The sequence below is a fragment of the Achromobacter animicus genome (assembly GCF_040775605.1).
GTDB classification, from domain to species: domain Bacteria; phylum Pseudomonadota; class Gammaproteobacteria; order Burkholderiales; family Burkholderiaceae_B; genus Achromobacter; species Achromobacter animicus.
On the sequence record NZ_JAYGJK010000001.1, the window covers coordinates 237006 to 253636 of the forward strand.

The 16631-nt window shown below is 65.5% G+C and carries 19 protein-coding genes; 16 read left to right on the top strand and 3 right to left on the bottom strand.

What is annotated here, in order from left to right; all coding sequences use genetic code 11:
* Nucleotides 1-101 precede the first annotated feature (101 nt).
* From coxB to AB3147_RS01090, 5 genes are all read left to right on the top strand, one after another.
* Nucleotides 102-1259, top strand: coding sequence for a cytochrome c oxidase subunit II (gene coxB / locus AB3147_RS01070; protein ID WP_175137072.1), 1158 nt, complete (start codon nucleotides 102-104; stop codon nucleotides 1257-1259).
* 104 nt (nucleotides 1260-1363) lie between these two features.
* A complete protein-coding gene (gene ctaD, locus AB3147_RS01075) occupies nucleotides 1364-2971 on the top strand; it encodes a cytochrome c oxidase subunit I (RefSeq protein WP_175123886.1) in 1608 nt (535 codons plus the stop codon).
* 30 nt (nucleotides 2972-3001) lie between these two features.
* Nucleotides 3002-3127, top strand: coding sequence for a cytochrome oxidase small assembly protein (locus AB3147_RS01080; RefSeq protein WP_217467855.1), 126 nt, complete (start codon nucleotides 3002-3004; stop codon nucleotides 3125-3127).
* Nucleotides 3128-3138: 11 nt separating this feature from the next.
* Nucleotides 3139-3363, top strand: a complete 225-nt coding sequence (locus tag AB3147_RS01085) for a DUF2970 domain-containing protein (protein WP_056565538.1) — start codon at nucleotides 3139-3141, stop codon at nucleotides 3361-3363.
* Between the two features lie 36 nt (nucleotides 3364-3399).
* Nucleotides 3400-4275 carry a cytochrome c oxidase subunit 3 gene (locus AB3147_RS01090; RefSeq protein ID WP_175123885.1) on the top strand — a complete coding sequence of 292 codons (876 nt, stop codon included), beginning with the start codon at nucleotides 3400-3402 and terminating at the stop codon, nucleotides 4273-4275.
* 164 nt (nucleotides 4276-4439) lie between these two features.
* On the opposite strand, the gene AB3147_RS01095 is transcribed toward AB3147_RS01090, so the two are convergent.
* Nucleotides 4440-4640, bottom strand: a complete 201-nt coding sequence (locus AB3147_RS01095) for a twin transmembrane helix small protein (protein ID WP_105236947.1) — start codon at nucleotides 4638-4640, stop codon at nucleotides 4440-4442.
* Nucleotides 4641-4676: 36 nt separating this feature from the next.
* Between AB3147_RS01095 and AB3147_RS01100 the strand changes: the two genes are divergently transcribed.
* From AB3147_RS01100 to AB3147_RS01120, 5 genes are all read left to right on the top strand, one after another.
* Nucleotides 4677-5489 carry an SURF1 family protein gene (locus AB3147_RS01100; RefSeq protein ID WP_175123884.1) on the top strand — a complete coding sequence of 271 codons (813 nt, stop codon included), beginning with the start codon at nucleotides 4677-4679 and terminating at the stop codon, nucleotides 5487-5489.
* Between the two features lie 77 nt (nucleotides 5490-5566).
* The gene (locus AB3147_RS01105; RefSeq protein ID WP_367353505.1) at nucleotides 5567-6142 is read left to right on the top strand and encodes an SCO family protein; all 576 of its coding nucleotides are present in this window, start codon (nucleotides 5567-5569) and stop codon (nucleotides 6140-6142) included.
* 21 nt (nucleotides 6143-6163) lie between these two features.
* Complete coding sequence (locus tag AB3147_RS01110) at nucleotides 6164-7201, top strand: COX15/CtaA family protein (protein WP_175137074.1); 1038 nt, start codon at nucleotides 6164-6166, stop codon at nucleotides 7199-7201.
* A gap of 13 nt (nucleotides 7202-7214) precedes the next feature.
* Nucleotides 7215-8108, top strand: coding sequence for a heme o synthase (gene cyoE, locus AB3147_RS01115; protein WP_175123882.1), 894 nt, complete (start codon nucleotides 7215-7217; stop codon nucleotides 8106-8108).
* 17 nt (nucleotides 8109-8125) lie between these two features.
* A complete protein-coding gene (locus AB3147_RS01120) occupies nucleotides 8126-8731 on the top strand; it encodes an SCO family protein (RefSeq protein WP_175137075.1) in 606 nt (201 codons plus the stop codon).
* A 39-nt stretch (nucleotides 8732-8770) separates the two neighbouring features.
* On the opposite strand, the gene AB3147_RS01125 is transcribed toward AB3147_RS01120, so the two are convergent.
* Nucleotides 8771-8989, bottom strand: a complete 219-nt coding sequence (locus AB3147_RS01125; protein ID WP_175123880.1) for a DUF3717 domain-containing protein — start codon at nucleotides 8987-8989, stop codon at nucleotides 8771-8773.
* 133 nt (nucleotides 8990-9122) lie between these two features.
* Between AB3147_RS01125 and AB3147_RS01130 the strand changes: the two genes are divergently transcribed.
* The 6 genes from AB3147_RS01130 (at nucleotide 9123) to AB3147_RS01155 (ending at nucleotide 16041) form a co-directional block, all read left to right on the top strand.
* Nucleotides 9123-9806 (top strand): outer membrane lipoprotein, encoded by a 684-nt coding sequence (locus AB3147_RS01130; RefSeq protein ID WP_367351247.1) that lies wholly within the window; start codon nucleotides 9123-9125, stop codon nucleotides 9804-9806.
* 44 nt (nucleotides 9807-9850) lie between these two features.
* Nucleotides 9851-10705 carry a PhaM family polyhydroxyalkanoate granule multifunctional regulatory protein gene (locus AB3147_RS01135; protein WP_343736846.1) on the top strand — a complete coding sequence of 285 codons (855 nt, stop codon included), beginning with the start codon at nucleotides 9851-9853 and terminating at the stop codon, nucleotides 10703-10705.
* 69 nt (nucleotides 10706-10774) lie between these two features.
* Nucleotides 10775-12148 carry a bifunctional UDP-N-acetylglucosamine diphosphorylase/glucosamine-1-phosphate N-acetyltransferase GlmU gene (gene glmU / locus AB3147_RS01140; protein WP_175137078.1) on the top strand — a complete coding sequence of 458 codons (1374 nt, stop codon included), beginning with the start codon at nucleotides 10775-10777 and terminating at the stop codon, nucleotides 12146-12148.
* Entirely contained in the window at nucleotides 12145-13533 is a 1389-nt protein-coding gene (locus AB3147_RS01145) for an MFS transporter (RefSeq protein WP_367351248.1), read from the top strand. The genes glmU and AB3147_RS01145 overlap by 4 nt, the downstream gene beginning before the upstream one ends.
* A gap of 130 nt (nucleotides 13534-13663) precedes the next feature.
* A complete protein-coding gene (locus AB3147_RS01150) occupies nucleotides 13664-14986 on the top strand; it encodes a UDP-glucose dehydrogenase family protein (protein ID WP_367351249.1) in 1323 nt (440 codons plus the stop codon).
* Entirely contained in the window at nucleotides 14983-16041 is a 1059-nt protein-coding gene (locus tag AB3147_RS01155) for a glycosyltransferase family 4 protein (RefSeq protein WP_175123874.1), read from the top strand. Before AB3147_RS01150 ends, AB3147_RS01155 begins: the two co-directional genes overlap by 4 nt.
* A gap of 59 nt (nucleotides 16042-16100) precedes the next feature.
* Here the strand turns inward: AB3147_RS01155 and AB3147_RS01160 are convergent, their stop codons facing one another.
* On the bottom strand, nucleotides 16101-16589 hold the full coding sequence (locus tag AB3147_RS01160) for an Lrp/AsnC family transcriptional regulator (protein ID WP_367351250.1): 489 nt from the start codon (nucleotides 16587-16589) through the stop codon (nucleotides 16101-16103).
* Nucleotides 16590-16631: the final 42 nt, after the last annotated feature.

Below are 16631 nucleotides of genomic sequence, written 5' to 3' on the forward strand. Positions count from 1 at the left end.
TCTCCCTGCATCGCCCTGCCATCTAATAATTGCGTGTTGCCCGTATTCCGGTGACTTCCGCCACCAGCAAATGGGCCTTCGCGCCGTATTTCGAGGTAAGCATGAAGAAGTGGAGAGGGATACTGGGGGCTTGTGCGATGCTGATTGGCGGCGTGGCCGGTGCCCAGGTGCAAAACATGCCCGGCGGTCCGAAGGTCAATCAGCTGAACCTGCATGAAGGCGTCACCGCGATTTCGCGCGACATCATGTGGCTGCATTGGTTGCTGCTCACGATCTGTATTGTGATTTTCATCGGCGTCTTTGGAGTGATGTTCTACTCCATCTGGGCGCACCGGAAGTCCCGCGGCCACAAGGCGGCGACCTTCCACGAACACCTGGGCGTCGAAGTCGCCTGGACTGTCATCCCCTTCATCATCGTCATCGCCATGGCGCTGCCGGCCACCAAGACGGTCGTCGCCATGAAAGACACTTCCAGCGCGGACTTGACCGTCAAGGTCACCGGCTACCAATGGAAGTGGGGCTACGAATATCTGGACGGCTCGGCCGCCGGCATCAAGTTCCTCTCCACGCTTTCCACGCCGCGCGCCCAGATCGAGAACCGCGAGCCCAAGGGCGAGTTCTATCTGATGGAAGTGGACAATCACCTGGTCGTCCCCGCCAACAAGAAGATCCGCATCGTTCTCACGGCGGCCGACGTCATCCACTCGTGGATGGTTCCGGACTTCGGCGTGAAGCAGGACGCCATCCCCGGGTTCCTGCGCGACACCTGGTTCAACGCCGAAAAGCCTGGCATCTATCGCGGCCAGTGCGCGGAATTGTGCGGCAAGGACCACGCCTTCATGCCCATCGTCGTGGAAGTCCTGGCGCAGCCCGACTACGATAAGTGGGTTGAAGACCAAAAGAAGAAGATGGCGGCAAACGCCGACGATCCCAATAAAGAGTGGACGGAAGCTGAACTGGTTGCCCGCGGCGAAAAGGTTTTCGCGGCAAATTGCGTGGCCTGCCACCAGGCCAACGGCAAGGGCATTCCCGGCTCCTTCCCGCCGCTCGACGGAGACAAGGTTGTTCTGGGCCCCAAGGGGGAGCAGATCAACACCGTGCTGAAGGGCAAGCCCGGCACCGCCATGGCGGCGTTCGGCGGGCAGCTCAACGATGTCGAGATCGCAGCGGTCATCAGCTATACGCGCCATGCCTGGAGCAACGCCGGCAAGGGGCAGGACCCGACGGTTCTTCCGAAGGACATCACGCCCGCGCGCTGATTGCGCGTGGGCCGTTCCTTCACCGGTAGAACCGGTTCCGTTTAGTCAGAGATACCCTGCCGCCCCGTTGAACGGGGCTGGCACTCAGCAGGAAGGAGTCCATCATGAGCAGCGTCACTGTAGACCACGTGTCGCCGGGCCACGGCCACGGTCACGATGACCACCACCACGGCGTGCCCACGGGCTGGCGCCGGTGGCTTTTTGCAACGAACCACAAAGACATCGGGACGATGTATCTCATCTTCTCGTTCGTCATGCTTCTGGAGGGCGGCACGCTCGCCCTTCTGCTGCGCACCGAGCTCTTCGAGCCCGGCCTGCAGTTCTTCCGCCCCGAGCTGTTCAACCAGTTCACCACGATGCACGGCCTGATCATGGTGTTCGGCGCGATCATGCCGGCCTTCGTGGGCTTTGCGAACTGGATGATTCCGATGCAGATCGGCGCATCCGATATGGCGTTCGCGCGGATGAACAACTTCAGCTTCTGGCTGCTGCCGGTCGCCGCGATCATGCTGACCGCCTCGTTCTTCGTGCCGGGCGGCGCCACCGCCGCGGGCTGGACGCTGTACGCGCCGCTGTCGCTGCAGATGGGCCCCGGCATGGACCTGGCCATCTTCGCCATCCACATCATGGGCGCGTCGTCCATCATGGGCGCGATCAACATCATCGTGACCATCCTGAACATGCGCGCGCCCGGCCTGACGCTGATGAAGATGCCGCTGTTCTGCTGGACCTGGCTGATCACGGCGTTCCTGCTGCTGGCCGTGATGCCGGTGCTGGCCGCGGCCATCACCATGGTGCTGACCGACCGTCACTTTGGCACGGGCTTCTTCAATGCCGCCGCCGGCGGTGACCCGGTCCTGTACCAGCACGTGTTCTGGTTCTTCGGGCACCCCGAGGTCTACATCATGATCTTGCCGGCGTTCGGCATCGTGTCGGCCATCGTGCCCGCGTTCGCCCGCAAGAAGCTCTTCGGCTACGCCTCGATGGTGTACGCCACCGCCTCCATCGCCGTGCTGTCGTTCATCGTGTGGGCGCACCACATGTTCACGACGGGCATGCCGGTGACCGGCCAGCTCTACTTCATGTACGCCACCATGCTCATCTCCATCCCGACCGGGGTGAAGGTGTTCAACTGGGTCGCGACGATGTGGCGCGGTTCCATGACGTTCGAGACGCCGATGCTGTTTTCCATCGGCTTCATCTTCGTGTTCACGATGGGCGGCTTTACCGGTCTGATCCTGTCCGTGGCCCCGATCGACATTCAGGTCCACGACACCTATTACGTGGTGGCGCACTTCCACTACGTGCTGGTGGCCGGTTCCCTGTTCGCGCTGTTTGCCGGCGCCTACTACTGGGTGCCCAAGTGGACGGGCCGCATGTACAGCGAAAAGCTGGGCAAGCTGCACTTCTGGTCGACGCTGATCTCGTTCAACGTGACCTTCTTCCCGATGCACTTCCTGGGTCTGGCCGGCATGCCGCGCCGTTACGCCGACTACGCCGCGCAGTTCACGACGTTCCATCAGCTCGCCACCATCGGCGCGTTCTGGTTCGGCCTGTCGCAGCTGATTTTCCTGGTTGCGATCCTGCGCTGCTACATGGGCAAGGGTGAACCGGCCCCGGCCAAGCCGTGGGAAGGCGCCGAAGGACTGGAATGGACGGTGCCGTCGCCCGCGCCGTTCCACACCTTCGAAACGCCGCCCGAAGTGAAGTAAATCCCTATCCATGTTCCAGGTAGCACAGCAATGACACCCGAGCAGCGCCGCCGTAACAAGATCGCAGGACTGGTTCTTCTGGTTTTCGTCGTTGCCGTGTTTGCCTGGACGGTGATCCGCGGTTCGGCCTTGCTGACCGGCAAGGCCGTCGGCTAGGAGCCGAGGCCATGAGCGACGACCTTCGCGAAACGTCTCAGCGCAAGCTGAGTTTCCTTCAGACGATGAAGGCGGTGGCGTGGGGGTTCTTCGGTGTGCGCAAGGGCGCGGGCTACCGTGAGGACAGCGCCAAGCTCAATCCGGTCCACGTGATCGTGGCCGGACTGCTGGCAGCGGCAATCTTTGTGACTGTGCTGGTTTTAATTGTTCGTTGGGCCGTATCCAGCCTGACTTGAATTACCTAAATCTAAATCTGTACCAGGGAGAAAGCCATGAGTGCAAGCCACTCGGTTCAAGGTAAAGAGGCACCGTACTACTTTGTCCCCGCCGACTCGGGCCATCCCGTGCGCATGGCCGTGGCACTGCTCTTCATGGGCCTGGGAGCCGCGGCCTGGGTCAACGGCGCGGACTGGGGCAAGTGGTCCGTGCTGGTGGGGTTCATCGGCGTGGTCATCGTCATGTATTACTGGTTCGGCGATGCCATCCACGAGTCCGAGACCGGGCTGAACAGCAAGCGCATCGACGGTTCGTACCGCTGGAGCATGAGCTGGTTCATCTTCTCCGAGGTCATGTTCTTTGCGGCGTTCTTTGGCGCGCTCTGGTACACGCGCACGATCACGACGCCGTGGCTGGGCGACATCGACCACCGCCTGATGCTGTGGCCGGATTTTCAGGCCGCGTGGCCGAACTTCGGTCCGGCTGGCGTGGTGGAACCGTTCCAGACCGTGGGTCCTTTCTGGCTGCCCACGATCAACACGGCCCTGCTGCTGAGCTCCGGCGTCACGCTGACCATCGCCCACCATGCGCTGCGTGAAAACCACCGCGGCAAGGCGAAGTTCTGGCTGGCGGCCACCGTCATCCTGGGCTTTGTGTTCGTGGCCTGTCAGGCGTTTGAGTACATCCACGCCTACCAGGACCTGAACCTCAAGTTCAACTCGGGCGCGTACGGGTCGCTGTTCTACATGCTGACCGGCTTTCACGGGTTCCACGTGATCCTGGGCGCCACGATGCTCACCGTCATCCTGATCCGCCTGATCCGCGGCCATTTCACGCCGGACCATCACTTCGGGTTCGAAGGCGCGGCCTGGTACTGGCACTTTGTCGACGTGGTGTGGCTGGGCCTGTACCTGTTCGTGTACTGGTTCTGACGTCGTGGTTCTGATCGCGGCCGGCGGCGCCGGCTGCGGTTGCAGCACGGGAAAGCGCGAAGGGATGGCTGGGCGGCAAGCCGGCATCCATCGCGCTTTCAGGCTATTTGGAGGGGCGCGCCGGCAATGCGGTGCAGGACCCGGGGAACCGGGACCCGTGCAGCCTATCTAAAACCGGTGCTTTCGATCCAGCCCATGTGATGGGCGAACAGCACGAACAGGAACAGGGCGACCGACAGGCCGATGCGGACCGTCAGCGCGTTGACCGTGCGGTTGGTGGTACCTTTGTCCCGCATCAGGTAGACCAGGGCGGATGCCAGACTGGCCAGTATCCCGATGAAGGCCAGAACGACGAAAACGCGCATTGTGGTCTCCCGACTATTCAGATTCAGCAACGACAGATGTCCCGACCGCATTCCACCCGCTACACGGTAGCCGCCTTATTGCTGCTTGGCCTGGCCGTGATGGTCCTGGTGTCGCTGGGGCAATGGCAGTTGCGCCGCAGCGATGAGCGACGCGCCATTCTGGCCTCGATCGAAGCGGGCCGCAAGCAAGCGCCGCTGGCGTTGACGCCGTCAACGCCGCCCGCCGACATGACGCCCTGGCGCGTGGCGCAAGCAAGCGGCACGTGGCTGCCGCAATTCAGTGTACTGCTGGACAATCGCAACCATGAAGGCCGGCCGGGCTACTGGCTGGCCACGCCGCTGCTGCTGGACGCGGCCACGAATCGCGCGGTGCTGGTGCTGCGGGGCTGGCTGCCGCGCGTCATCCAGGGCCAGGGCGAGCCGCAACTGCCCGCCACGCCCGAGGGCGTGCAGACCGTGCAGGGCGAGCTGTCAGTGCGTGTGCCGCGCATGTTCGAGCTGTGGTCGCTGAGCGGCGCGGAAACCTCCACCCTGCCCGCGGCGCTGCCGGTGGCGGGCGGCACGGTGCCGCAGGTGCAGAACCTGCCGCTGGACGCCTATGCCCGCGCGACCGGACTGAATTTTTTGCCCACGGTGCTGAGCCAAGGCGGCCAGGCCGATGATGGCCTGGTGCGCGACTGGCCCCAGCCCTCTGTCGATTTCCAGCAGAACACGTCGTACGCGGTACAGTGGTTCGCTTTTGGCGCAATTGCCGCCATTGCATGGCTGGTGGTGCTGGGGGGCGCCATCCGCCGCTCACGCCAGCGCGTGGACCAGCAGGCCCAGGCGCGCATGCGTGCGCGCAGATGACCAACGCTAATCCAGGATAAAAAGTGGCTCGCGACATTCCAACCAACAAGCCCGCAGTCAAGCGTTCGCTGACGCCCATGGTGCTGGTGTTCCTGTGCTCGCTGGCGCCCATCGTCGCGGCGTTCGTGGTCTACCTGAACCCGCAGTGGTGGCCCACCGATTCCAGCAATTACGGTACGCTGCTGTCGCCCCAACGGCCCATGCCCGCGGCGTCCGAACTGCGTCTGACCACGCTGGACGGCAAGCCCTTCGATCTGGAAAGCCTGAAGGGCAAATGGCTGCTGGTGGCCGCCGACGGCGCGGCCTGCCCCGAAAGCTGCGCGCGCAAGCTGTTCATCACGCGCAACAGCCACGCCAGCCAGGGCAAGAACGTGGACCGCCTGGCGCGCGTCTGGTTCATCACGGACGACGCGGTGGTGCCGGACAAGGTGCTGGAGGCCTACAAGGGCACGGTGATGGTGCGCGTGGATCCGGATCAGCTGGCGCGGTTCCTCCTGGCGCGCGACACGGCCGCCGGCCAGCCCGGCCTGCAGGATCCGATCTGGGTGATCGATCCGCTGGGCAACCTGATGATGCAGTATCCCGCCGAGGCGGATGGCGAGCGGGTGCGCAAGGACATCAGCAAGCTCGTCTATAACTCGCGCATTGGTTGAATGTAGGTTTTTGATTTGAATATGGAACGCATCAAAGCGCGTTATCGCAAGCTCGTCTTCTTTACCTGGTTCCTGACGCTGGACCTCATCATGTTCGGCGCCTTCGTGCGCCTGACGGATTCCGGCCTGGGCTGTCCGGATTGGCCCGGCTGCTACGGCAGCGTCACGCCGATCGGCGCGATGGGCGACATCCACGAGGCCTCGCAGGCCATGCCCTTCGGGCCGGTGACGTTGTCCAAGGCCTGGATCGAGATGATCCACCGCTATGTCGGCGCCATTCTGGGCATGCTCATCATCGGCATCGTCTACATGGCGTGGCGCTATCGCCGCGAACTGGGCCGTTCGCCCGCGCTGGCCATCACGACGCTGGTCGCCGTGTGCGTGCAGGGTGCGTTCGGCGCCTGGACCGTGACCCACAAGCTCATGCCCGCCGTCGTGACGGCCCATCTGGTCTTTGGCCTGTCGGTGCTGGCGCTGATGACCTGGCTGTCTTCGCGCGAGCGTCCGCACCTCCCGGTGAGCGCGCAGGCCGTGCGCTGGAAACCGTGGGTGGCGGTCGGATTCGGACTTCTGCTGGTGCAGGTCACCTTGGGCGGCTGGGTCAGCACCAACTATGCGGCGCTCGCCTGCATGGACTTTCCCACCTGCCACGGGGTGTGGGTGCCGGAAATGGACTTCCACGGCGGCTATTCCGTCATCCGGGGCCTGGGCGAGCTGCCCTCTGGCGAAATGATCTCGCAGCCCGCGCTGACGGCGATCCACTGGGTGCACCGCAACTTTGCCTTCGTGGTGTTCGTCTACCTGGGCATCCTGGCGTGGCGGCTGCGCGCCGCCGAGCCCGGCCTGCGCGGCCCGGCCACGCTGATGCTGGCCCTGCTGGCCGCGCAGCTGTTTACGGGACTGACCACCATCTTCTTCCAGTGGCCGCTGCTGATCGCCGTGCTGCACAATGGGGGCGCTGCGGGCCTGACGCTGGCGGCCGTGGTTTTGATGGTGCGGCTGGCGTCGGCCGGCCGCGAGCCGGTGGGGCGGTACGACCCCAATTTGGTGCGCGTTTAAAATGAGGTCCACTATGACCAGTCTTGCCGCTCCTCAATCCGGATTGCTCCGCCAGTACCTCGTTCTCACCAAGCCGCGCGTCACGCAGCTGGCAGTGTTTTGCGCCGTGATCGGCATGTTCCTCGCGGCGCCCGGCATTCCCGACATGCGCCGTGTGCTGTTCGGCACGATCGGCATCTGGCTGCTGGCCGCTGCCGCGTTCGCCATCAACTGTCTGATCGAACAGGAAGTCGACGCCCGCATGCTGCGCACCGCGCGCCGGGCCACGGCGCGCGGCACCATTTCGGCATTCCAGGTGCTGAGCCTGTCGGGCCTGTTGGGCGGCGCGGGCATGTTCGTGCTCTACAACATGGTCAACCCGCTGACCATGTGGCTGACGTTCGCCACGTTCGTGGGCTACGCCATCATCTACACCATCATCCTCAAGCCGCGCACGCCGCAGAACATCGTGATCGGCGGTCTGTCGGGCGCAATGCCGCCCGCGCTGGGCTGGGCCGCCGTGGCGGACTCGGTGCCGGCCGAGGCCTGGGTGCTGGTCCTCATCATCTTCATCTGGACCCCGCCGCACTTCTGGGCGCTGGCGCTCTATCGCAATCACGATTACGCCAAGGCCGGCCTGCCCATGCTGCCGGTGACGCACGGCAACCAGTTCACCCGCCTGCACATCCTGTTGTACAGCCTGGCCCTGATGGCGACCACGCTGTTGCCCTACGCCATCCGCATGAGCGGCGAACTCTATCTGCTGTCCGCCCTGGTGCTGGGCGGCATGTTCGTGTCCTATGCCTGGCGCCTGTACCGCGCGTACAGCGACGAGCTGGCCCGCAGCATGTTCCGTTTTTCCATTCTCTACCTGGCGCTGCTGTTTGGCGCGCTGCTGGTGGACCACTGGGTCGGCCTGTTGCGCTGATCCCCTGGAGGTTGTTGATGTCCGTGTTTTCCGCCAGCCGCCGGCTGGCCCTGCGACTGGGCGCAGCTGCCGCCGTCGCCGCCGCCCTGGCTGCCTGCGGCGAAAGCAAACCCGTGTTCAAGGGCAGCGACATCAGCGGCACGCAACTGGGCCGCGCCATGGAACTGCCCGATCACAACGGCAAGATGCGCCAGCTGTCGGACTTTTCCGGCAAGGTCGTGGTCGTGTTCTTCGGTTTCACGCAGTGTCCAGACGTGTGCCCCACGTCGCTGGCCGAACTGACCGAAGTCATGAAAAAGCTGGGTCCGGACGCCGATCGAGTGCAGGTGCTGCTGATTTCGGTGGACCCTGAGCGTGATACGCCCGAGGTGCTCAAGCAGTACGTCACGGCATTTGATCCGCGGTTCCTGGGGCTGACCGGCACGCCGGATCAGGTGAAGAAGGCGGCGGCGTCGTTCAAGGCGTATTACGCCAAGGCGCCCACCAAGGACGGCAACTACACGATGGACCACACGGCCGCGTTCTACCTGCTGGACGGCAAGGGCGAGTCGCGCGTGCTGGTCAACAACAATGTCGGGGTTGACGCCCTGACGCATGACATCCAGGCGCTGCTCAAGGGATAACGGCGGGGTCGATTGCGGCGGAACTGGCCGCCAGCCTGCTCAGACCTTTGCAGCCGCCCAGGCCGCCAGCGCCGCGCGCGCTTTATCGCCGAGTTCGGCGGCGGCGATTTCGCGTTGATGGCTGATGATCATCAGCGCATAAGGGGTGGCCAGCGCGGCCGCCTCGGGGCACAGGCGAGACTCTTCTCCCACTGATGGCGAGGTGTTGCGCCAGTAGTTGATTGCCTGTTCCAGTTGGGTCAGCGTGATCGAATCCATGGGGCCTATTGTCCACGAATGCCCCACCCTGTCCACCCTCCATCTGCCCTGCAATGAAGGGTCACCATCGCAACATGCCGAAACCGCGCGCGGGTGCTATACCACTGCCGGTTAGTTACGATGGAGCATCGTCATGAATACCTCGACCTCTTCCGCGTCGCCGCGCCGCGGCTTGCATCCGCTGCTTGCCGCCGCGGCGATCGCCGTCATCGTCATGTGTTCGGTAGGCGTCGCTGCCGTGCTGGGCTGGCTGCCGTCGCCGTCCGCCAATCCGCACGCGGAGGCCGTGGCCGAGGCCGGACCCGAGGACGCCAACCTGGCGCCGGCGCCGGCCGCTGAACCGCCCACCGCCGCGAATAGCGCACCGCCGGGCGCGGGCAGGCCCGCCGGCCAGATGCATCAGGCGCAGCAATCGCAGCAGCCGGCTCAGGCCCAACGTCCGGCCGCAGCGCCGGCGCAGCAGGCCTGCGCGACCTGCGGCGTGGTCCAGACCATCCGCCAGGTGCAGGTGCCCACCAAGGACGACAGCAACCATCTGGTCGGCACTATCGCGGGCGGCGTGGCCGGCGGCGTTGTGGGTAATCAGTTTGGCGGAGGCAACGGCAAGACGGCGCTGACGGTGCTGGGCGCGGTCGGCGGTGCTTTGGCAGGCCGTGAAGTTGAGCGTAATATCAGACAGCAACAAACAGTGACGCACTATGAACTCACGGTGCGCATGAATGACGGCAGCACGCGCCAGTTCCGCAGCGCGCAGCCGTTCGCGTTCGCCTCCGGCGACCACGTGCGCGTGGAGAACAATCAACTGCTGCCCGGGTGACCCCGGCCGCCGGCGGCAAGCACCCGACTATGGAGACACCTGGAATGAGCGACCAATACAACAACCCGTTCGTCCTGCCCGGCATGGGCCAGAGCTCTGATTTGTCGGGCAACCCGCTGCTGGCCAGCATGGAGATGATGCGTCAGGCGTGGGCCGGGTTGACCGGTCCCGGCGGCCTCGCCAGCAGCCTGCCCATGGCCCCGCCGATGAATTTGGAAGACCTGGACCGCCGCATCGCCGAACTCCGCTCGGTGGAAAACTGGCTGCGCATGAATCTCAGCATGCTCTCGAGCACTATCCAGGGCATGGAAGTGCAGCGCTCCACCATCAGCACCTTGCGCGCCTTCGTGGACAGCGCATCGCGTATGGATATGGGCGCAAGCCAGGACGGCGCCGCGGCGTCGCCGCTGGAAGTTGCGCTGGGGTTGAAGCCGGCGCCAAAAACGGCGGGGTCTGCCAGTGCCGCTTCTGCGCAGTCCAGCAATGCGACCCCTTCAAGTGAAAAGGAAAACGGCGCCGCGCAGTCGGGTGCTCAACCGCAAGGCGCGGACGCATCGGCCGGGACCGGACCGGAATCGGCGGCCGCCATGAGCGAACAGATGGGCGCCGCGGCGCAGTCGGCGTCCAAGGCGTGGTGGGACCTGCTGCAGCAGCAGTTCAATCAGATCGCAGCGGCTACCGCTGCATCCATGCCGGCCGGCGCACCGGGCGCAGCAGGCGCGCCGGATGCCGCCAAGTCCAGGGCCAAGTCCGACTCCGAGGCCCCCAAGGCGTCGGCCCAGCCGGACGCCAAGACCGGAAAGCCGCCCGCCAAACCCGCCGCCGCGCGCAAGCCGGCCGCCGCCAAGCGCACGGCCAAGACCGCCAAGAAAAATGGGCCTGCCGACGGCAAGCCCTGAACCCATCCTTCAATCGACACGCGGGTAGGCCGCAAGGCCGCCCGCCCGTCTCTCAACCTACTGGAACCTATGCTTAATGTTGTGATTCTTGCCGCCGGACTGGGTAAACGCATGCAGTCCGACCTTCCCAAAGTGCTGCACACGCTGGCCGGCAAACCCATGCTGTCGCACGTGCTGGACAGCGCGCGCCAACTGAAGCCCGCGCGCATCATCGTGGTGGTCGGCCATGGCGCTGAACGCGTCAAGCAGGCGTTTGAAGGCCAGCCGGATCTGCACTTCGTGCTGCAACAACCGCAACAGGGCACGGGTCATGCCGTGCAACAGGCCGTGCCGCTGCTGCTGGAAGGCGACGGCAAGGACGACGTCACGCTGGTGCTGTATGGCGACGTGCCGCTGGTGCAGCCCGAAACGCTGCAGCGTTTGCTGGACGCGCGCGGCCAGGGCGCCGCCGTGCTGACCGAAGTGCTGGCCGATTCCACCGGCTACGGCCGCATCGTGCGCGATGCCAACGGCAACGTGTGCCGCATCGTCGAACACAAGGACGCATCCGATGCCGAGCGCGAAATCAAGGAAGTGAACACCGGCATTCTCAGCGCGCCCACCGCGAAGCTGAAGAACTGGCTGACCCGCATCGACAACAACAACGCCCAGGGCGAGTACTACCTGACCGACGTGGTCGGGCTGGCCGTGGTCGACGACGTGCCCGTGGGCGCCGCCCAACCGGGCGCCGGCTGGGAAACGCTGGGCGTGAACAGCCGCGTGCAGCAGGCCGAACTGGAGCGCCGCTGGCAGGCCGAGCAGGCCCGCCGCCAGCTCGAAGCCGGCGTCACGCTGGCCGACCCGGCGCGCTTTGACGTGCGTGGCACGCTCACCTGCGGCCGCGACGTGTTCATCGACGTGGGCTGCGTGTTCGAAGGCCAGGTCTCGCTGGCCGACGGCGTGCGCGTGGGCCCGCATTGCGTGCTGCGTGATGTCAGCGTCGGTGCGGGCACGCAGATCGAAGCCTTCAGCCACCTGCAGCAGGCCGAAGTCGGCCGCGATGCGCGCGTGGGTCCTTATGCCCGCCTGCGTCCCGGCGCCGAGCTGGGCGATCGCAGCCACGTCGGCAACTTTGTCGAGATCAAGAAAAGCGTGCTGGGCGCCGACAGCAAGGCGAACCACCTGGCCTACATCGGCGACGCGGACATCGGCGCGCGCGTGAACGTGGGCGCGGGCACCATCACCTGCAACTACGACGGCGTGAACAAGCACCGCACCGTCATTGAAGACGACGCTTTCATCGGCTCTGACACGCAGCTCGTCGCGCCCGTGCGCGTCGGCCGCGGCGCCACGCTGGGCGCCGGCACCACCCTCACGCGCGACGCACCGGCGGACAAGCTGACGGTGTCGCGTCCCAAGCAGGTCACCGTCGACGGATGGCAGCGCCCGGTCAAGAAGTCGTGACGCAGGAACAGGAAGCGGCCGCGGGCAGCGGGGCCAAGCCCGCGCCGCCCGACGGCCTGCCGGCGCCGCGCCGGTACTGGGCGGCGGCCACCGTGATGACGGGCATCAGCCTGTCGGTGCTGGACACCACCATCGCCAACGTGGCGCTGCCCACGATCGCCAAGGATCTGAACGCGCTGCCCGCGCAGGCGGTGTGGATCGTCAACGCCTATAACCTGGCCGTCGTGATGGCGCTCTTGCCGCTGTCCGCGCTGGCCGAGCGCATCGGCTTTCGCCGCATGTTCACGTTCGGACTGGTGCTGTTCACACTGGCCTCGCTGGGCTGCGCGCTGGCCGGCACGCTGTGGCAGTTGACCGCCGCGCGCGTGTTCCAGGGGCTGGGCGCCGCCACGCTCATGTGCATGTTCGGCGGGCTGGTGCGCAACATCTATCCGCTCAAGATGCTGGGGCGGGGCATCAGCATCAACGCCACCACGGTGGCGGTGATGTCGGTGCTGGGTCCCACCATCGGCTCGGCGATTCTGTCCGTCGCGCCGTGGCCGTGGATCTTTGCCGTCAACCTGCCGATCTGCGCGCTTGCCATGTTTGGCCTGCGCCATCTGCCCGAAGTGCCGCGCAACGATGTGAAGCTGGACTGGATCAGCGCACTGCTCTGCATGGCGACGCTGGGCGTGTTCATCTCCGGCGTGGACATGATGGGCGAGGACCTGCTGCGGGGCATCGGTCTGGTCGCGATTTCGGCAGTGGCGGGTATTGTGCTGGTGCGCCGCGCCAGCCAGCAGACCGCGCCGCTGGTGCCTGTGGATCTGCTGCGCATCCGGCCGCTGGCGTTCGCGGTGGGCGCGTCGGCGTGCACCTTCGCCGCGCAGATGGCCTCGTATGTGTCGCTGCCGTTCTACTTCCAGCAGGTGCTCGGCCGGCCGTATCTGGAAGTGGGCATGCTGATGGGGGCGTGGCCGGTCGGCACGGCCATCATCGCGCCGCTGGCCGGACGCCTGTCCGACCGCTATTCCGCCGCCACACTCAGTGGCATTGGCGCGGCCACGATGGTCGCGGGCATGCTGTGGCTGGCGCTCCTGCCGTCCACGGTGTCGAACTGGCCGGTCATCGCCGGCATGTTCGTGGCGGGCGTGGGCTTCGGTTTCTTCCAGACGCCGAACAACCGCGCGCTGCTCTCTGCCGCGCCCCGGCTGCGCAGCGGCGCGGCGGGCGGCTTGCAGGCCACCACCCGGGTCTTCGGGCAGAGCTTCGGCACCGCGCTGGTGGCCATTGCCTTCAGCGTCAGCGCGGCCCACGGGCCGGGACTGGCGCTTGTGCTGGGCACGGTGTGCGCGGCGCTGGCCGTGGTGGTCAACACCGTCCGCTTCAACAAGCTGCGGGCTTAAGGGCTGCTACGGCCGCTATTGCCGCCCGGAACCCGCTCGGACCCCCGGGCGCGGGCCGCTTCTATAATGGCGGCCGGCGCCCGGTTTCACTTTCCGGGCGCAAAGATTACCTATTTGAAGGCGCACAGGCATGAAAATCACGGTCGTGGGTACCGGTTACGTAGGATTGGTGTCGGGAGCGTGCCTGGCCGACATGGGCAACGATGTCATGTGCCTGGACGTGGACGCGGCCAAGATCGCGCTGCTGCGCCAGGGCGGCATCCCCATTTACGAGCCGGGTCTCGAAGACCTGGTGCGCCGCAACGTGCAGGCCGGCCGGCTGCATTTCACCGATGACGTCGCCCAGAGCGTGGCGTTTGGCGATGTCCAGTTCATCGCCGTGGGCACGCCGCCCGGCGAAGACGGATCCGCGGACCTCAAGTATGTGCTGGCCGCCGCGCAGAACATCGCGCGCCACATGACCTCGCGCAAGCTGATCGTGGACAAGTCCACGGTGCCCGTCGGCACGGCCGACAAGGTGCGCGCCGTGGTCGCCAAGGAACTGGCCGAGCGCGGCGTGGACCTGCCGTTCACGGTGGCGTCCAATCCGGAATTCCTGAAGGAAGGCGCGGCCATCAACGACTTCATGAGCCCCGACCGCGTCATCGTCGGCGCCGACGACGACTACACGATCGGCGTCATGCGCCGCATCTACGAGCCCTTCCAGCGCACGCACGACCGCCTGATGGTGATGGACGTGCGCTCCGCCGAACTGACCAAATACGCCGCCAACGCCATGCTGGCCACGCGCATCTCGTTCATGAACGAGATGGCGAACCTGGCCGAAGTCCTGGGCGCCGACGTCGAACAGGTGCGCCGCGGCATCGGCGCCGATCCGCGCATCGGCTATCACTTCCTGTATCCCGGCGCGGGCTACGGCGGCTCGTGCTTTCCGAAGGACGTGCAGGCGCTGGTCAACACGGCGTCCGAGCACGGCCTGCCGATGCGCGTCATCGAAGCCGCCGAAGCCGCGAACCACGCGCAGAAATTCCGCCTGTCCGAGAAACTGATCGAGCGCCTCGGCGAAGACCTGCGCGCCCGCAAGATTGCGTTGTGGGGCCTGTCCTTCAAGCCCAACACCGACGACATGCGCGAGGCGCCCAGCCTGACCGTCATCGCCGAACTCACGCGCCGCGGCGCCGAGGTGCGCGCCTACGATCCGGTGGCCATGCACGAAGCCGGCCGCGCGCTGGCTGGCCAGCAGGGCGTCAGCTTCGCCACCGACATGTACGACGCGCTGGACGGCGCGGACGCCCTGCTCATCGCCACCGAATGGAAGGTCTTCCGCGCGCCCGACTTCGATCGCGTCAAGGCCCTGCTCAAGACGCCGCTCATCATCGACGGCCGCAATCTGTACACGCCGGCCGACGTGCGCGGCCTGGGCTTCGAGTATTCAGGCATCGGCCGCGCATGAAGATCCTGCAACTGAACTTCGAGAAAGGCTGGCGCGGCGGCGAGCGCCAGACGCTGTACTGCATGCGCGCGTTCCGCAAGGCCGGGCATGACGTCGAAGTGATGTGCCGCGAAGGCGCGCCGCTGGCCGAGCGCGCCCGCCAGGAAGGATTCGTCGCCCACACCGTGCGCAACGTGCCCGGACAGCTCGCATTTCTGGCAGGCGCCGGCCGCTACGACATCATCCACGCGCAGACCGCCAACACCATCACGTGGGCCGTGCTGACCAAATGGCTGCACCGCCGGCCGGTCGTGTTCTCGCGCCGCACGTCGTTCGTCGTCAAGCCGGGCGACGAATGGAAGACCGGGTACAAGTGGCGCCACACGGATCTGTTTGTGGCCATCAGCGAGATGGCCGCCGGCGAGCCGCGCCGACTGGGCATCGAGCCCGTCATCATCCGCAGCGCCGTCGAACCGCATCAGATCAACACCGAGAACGTCGCCAACCTGGTGCGCGAGTTCGACCTTGAGGGCAAGAAGGTCATGGCGACCTCCGCCGCCCTCATCCGCGACAAGGACCCCGTTACGCTGGTGCGCGCCGTCGGCGAACTGGCCAAGACGCGCCGCGACTTCGTCTTCCTGCATTTCGGCGCCGGCGGCGACCGCGAACAGCAGGCCAAGGACGAGGCCCGCAAGCTCGGCATCGAAGACGTCTACCGCTTTGCCGGCTTTCGCAAGGGCGTGGAAGACTTCTACAGCATCCTCGACGTCTTCGTCATGAGCTCCGAGGAAGAAGCGCTGGGCAGCAGTGTGCTCGACGCCTTCCTGCAACGTGTGCCCGTTGTTTCCACCGACGCCGGCGGCTTGAAGGAAAGCCTGGCCGACGGCCGCGGCGTGCTATGCGCCGTGGGCGATCATCAGGCCATGGCGGCCGGCATGGCGCGCTGCCTGGATGATGCGGCGTTCCGGCACGAGGTCACCGAACGTGCGTATGAGTACGTGCGCAATGAGCACGACGTACAGAAGATGGGGAACCGGTATCTGGCGCAGTTTGAGCGGTTGGTGGGGCGGAAGTAGGCCGCTTCATCTGCCGCGTTTCTCTGCGGCTGTTGATAGCCGCACCTTATGCCGGCACTTCACCCCCGCACATCAATCCGCGTCTCGAACTTGGCGCGATGCACAGAGAAAAACGTGCGCACGTTGCGCACGTTGGCCTGCGCGGTGAAGGCGCGGTGCACCAGCGCGTGATACGCCGGCATGTCCTTCACCTGCGCGATCACCACAAAATCCGGACCGGGCGATACGCGGTAGCACTGCAGCACCGCGGGTTCCGACAGCATGCTTTGCTCGAACGCGTCCAGGCTTTCAGCCGCCTGCACGTCCAGCGTGATCTCCACAATCGCCGTCAGCGTGCTGCCCAGCTTCTCGGCCGACAGGATGGCCACCTGCCGGTCGATCACCCCTTCTTCCACCAGTCGCCGCACCCGCCGCAGGCAGGTCGGGGGCGATGCGTGCACCCGCGCGGCCAGATCCTGGTTGGTCAGCGAACTGTCTTCTTGTAACTGTTCAAGAATGCGCCGGTCCAGATCATCCAGTTCAGGCCGAGGAATGGACGTGTTTTGCATGATTAATTCAAAATGTCTATTTTGACGAAAGATAATTTAATC

What these genes read in the sequence shown, in the direction of transcription:
- AB3147_RS01085 (WP_056565538.1), top strand. Translation starts at nt 3,139, where the DNA reads ATGAGCGACGACCTTCGCGAAACGTCTCAGCGCAAGCTGAGTTTCCTT.
- AB3147_RS01080 (WP_217467855.1), top strand. Translation starts at nt 3,002, where the DNA reads ATGACACCCGAGCAGCGCCGCCGTAACAAGATCGCAGGACTGGTTCTT.
- coxB (WP_175137072.1), top strand. Translation starts at nt 102, where the DNA reads ATGAAGAAGTGGAGAGGGATACTGGGGGCTTGTGCGATGCTGATTGGC.
- cyoE (WP_175123882.1), top strand. Translation starts at nt 7,215, where the DNA reads ATGACCAGTCTTGCCGCTCCTCAATCCGGATTGCTCCGCCAGTACCTC.
- AB3147_RS01120 (WP_175137075.1), top strand. Translation starts at nt 8,126, where the DNA reads ATGTCCGTGTTTTCCGCCAGCCGCCGGCTGGCCCTGCGACTGGGCGCA.
- AB3147_RS01095 (WP_105236947.1), bottom strand. Translation starts at nt 4,640, where the DNA reads ATGCGCGTTTTCGTCGTTCTGGCCTTCATCGGGATACTGGCCAGTCTG.
- AB3147_RS01090 (WP_175123885.1), top strand. Translation starts at nt 3,400, where the DNA reads ATGAGTGCAAGCCACTCGGTTCAAGGTAAAGAGGCACCGTACTACTTT.
- AB3147_RS01135 (WP_343736846.1), top strand. Translation starts at nt 9,851, where the DNA reads ATGAGCGACCAATACAACAACCCGTTCGTCCTGCCCGGCATGGGCCAG.
- AB3147_RS01160 (WP_367351250.1), bottom strand. Translation starts at nt 16,589, where the DNA reads ATGCAAAACACGTCCATTCCTCGGCCTGAACTGGATGATCTGGACCGG.
- AB3147_RS01100 (WP_175123884.1), top strand. Translation starts at nt 4,677, where the DNA reads ATGTCCCGACCGCATTCCACCCGCTACACGGTAGCCGCCTTATTGCTG.
- AB3147_RS01150 (WP_367351249.1), top strand. Translation starts at nt 13,664, where the DNA reads ATGAAAATCACGGTCGTGGGTACCGGTTACGTAGGATTGGTGTCGGGA.
- ctaD (WP_175123886.1), top strand. Translation starts at nt 1,364, where the DNA reads ATGAGCAGCGTCACTGTAGACCACGTGTCGCCGGGCCACGGCCACGGT.
- AB3147_RS01125 (WP_175123880.1), bottom strand. Translation starts at nt 8,989, where the DNA reads ATGGATTCGATCACGCTGACCCAACTGGAACAGGCAATCAACTACTGG.
- AB3147_RS01105 (WP_367353505.1), top strand. Translation starts at nt 5,567, where the DNA reads ATGGTGCTGGTGTTCCTGTGCTCGCTGGCGCCCATCGTCGCGGCGTTC.
- AB3147_RS01130 (WP_367351247.1), top strand. Translation starts at nt 9,123, where the DNA reads ATGAATACCTCGACCTCTTCCGCGTCGCCGCGCCGCGGCTTGCATCCG.
- AB3147_RS01155 (WP_175123874.1), top strand. Translation starts at nt 14,983, where the DNA reads ATGAAGATCCTGCAACTGAACTTCGAGAAAGGCTGGCGCGGCGGCGAG.
- AB3147_RS01110 (WP_175137074.1), top strand. Translation starts at nt 6,164, where the DNA reads ATGGAACGCATCAAAGCGCGTTATCGCAAGCTCGTCTTCTTTACCTGG.
- glmU (WP_175137078.1), top strand. Translation starts at nt 10,775, where the DNA reads ATGCTTAATGTTGTGATTCTTGCCGCCGGACTGGGTAAACGCATGCAG.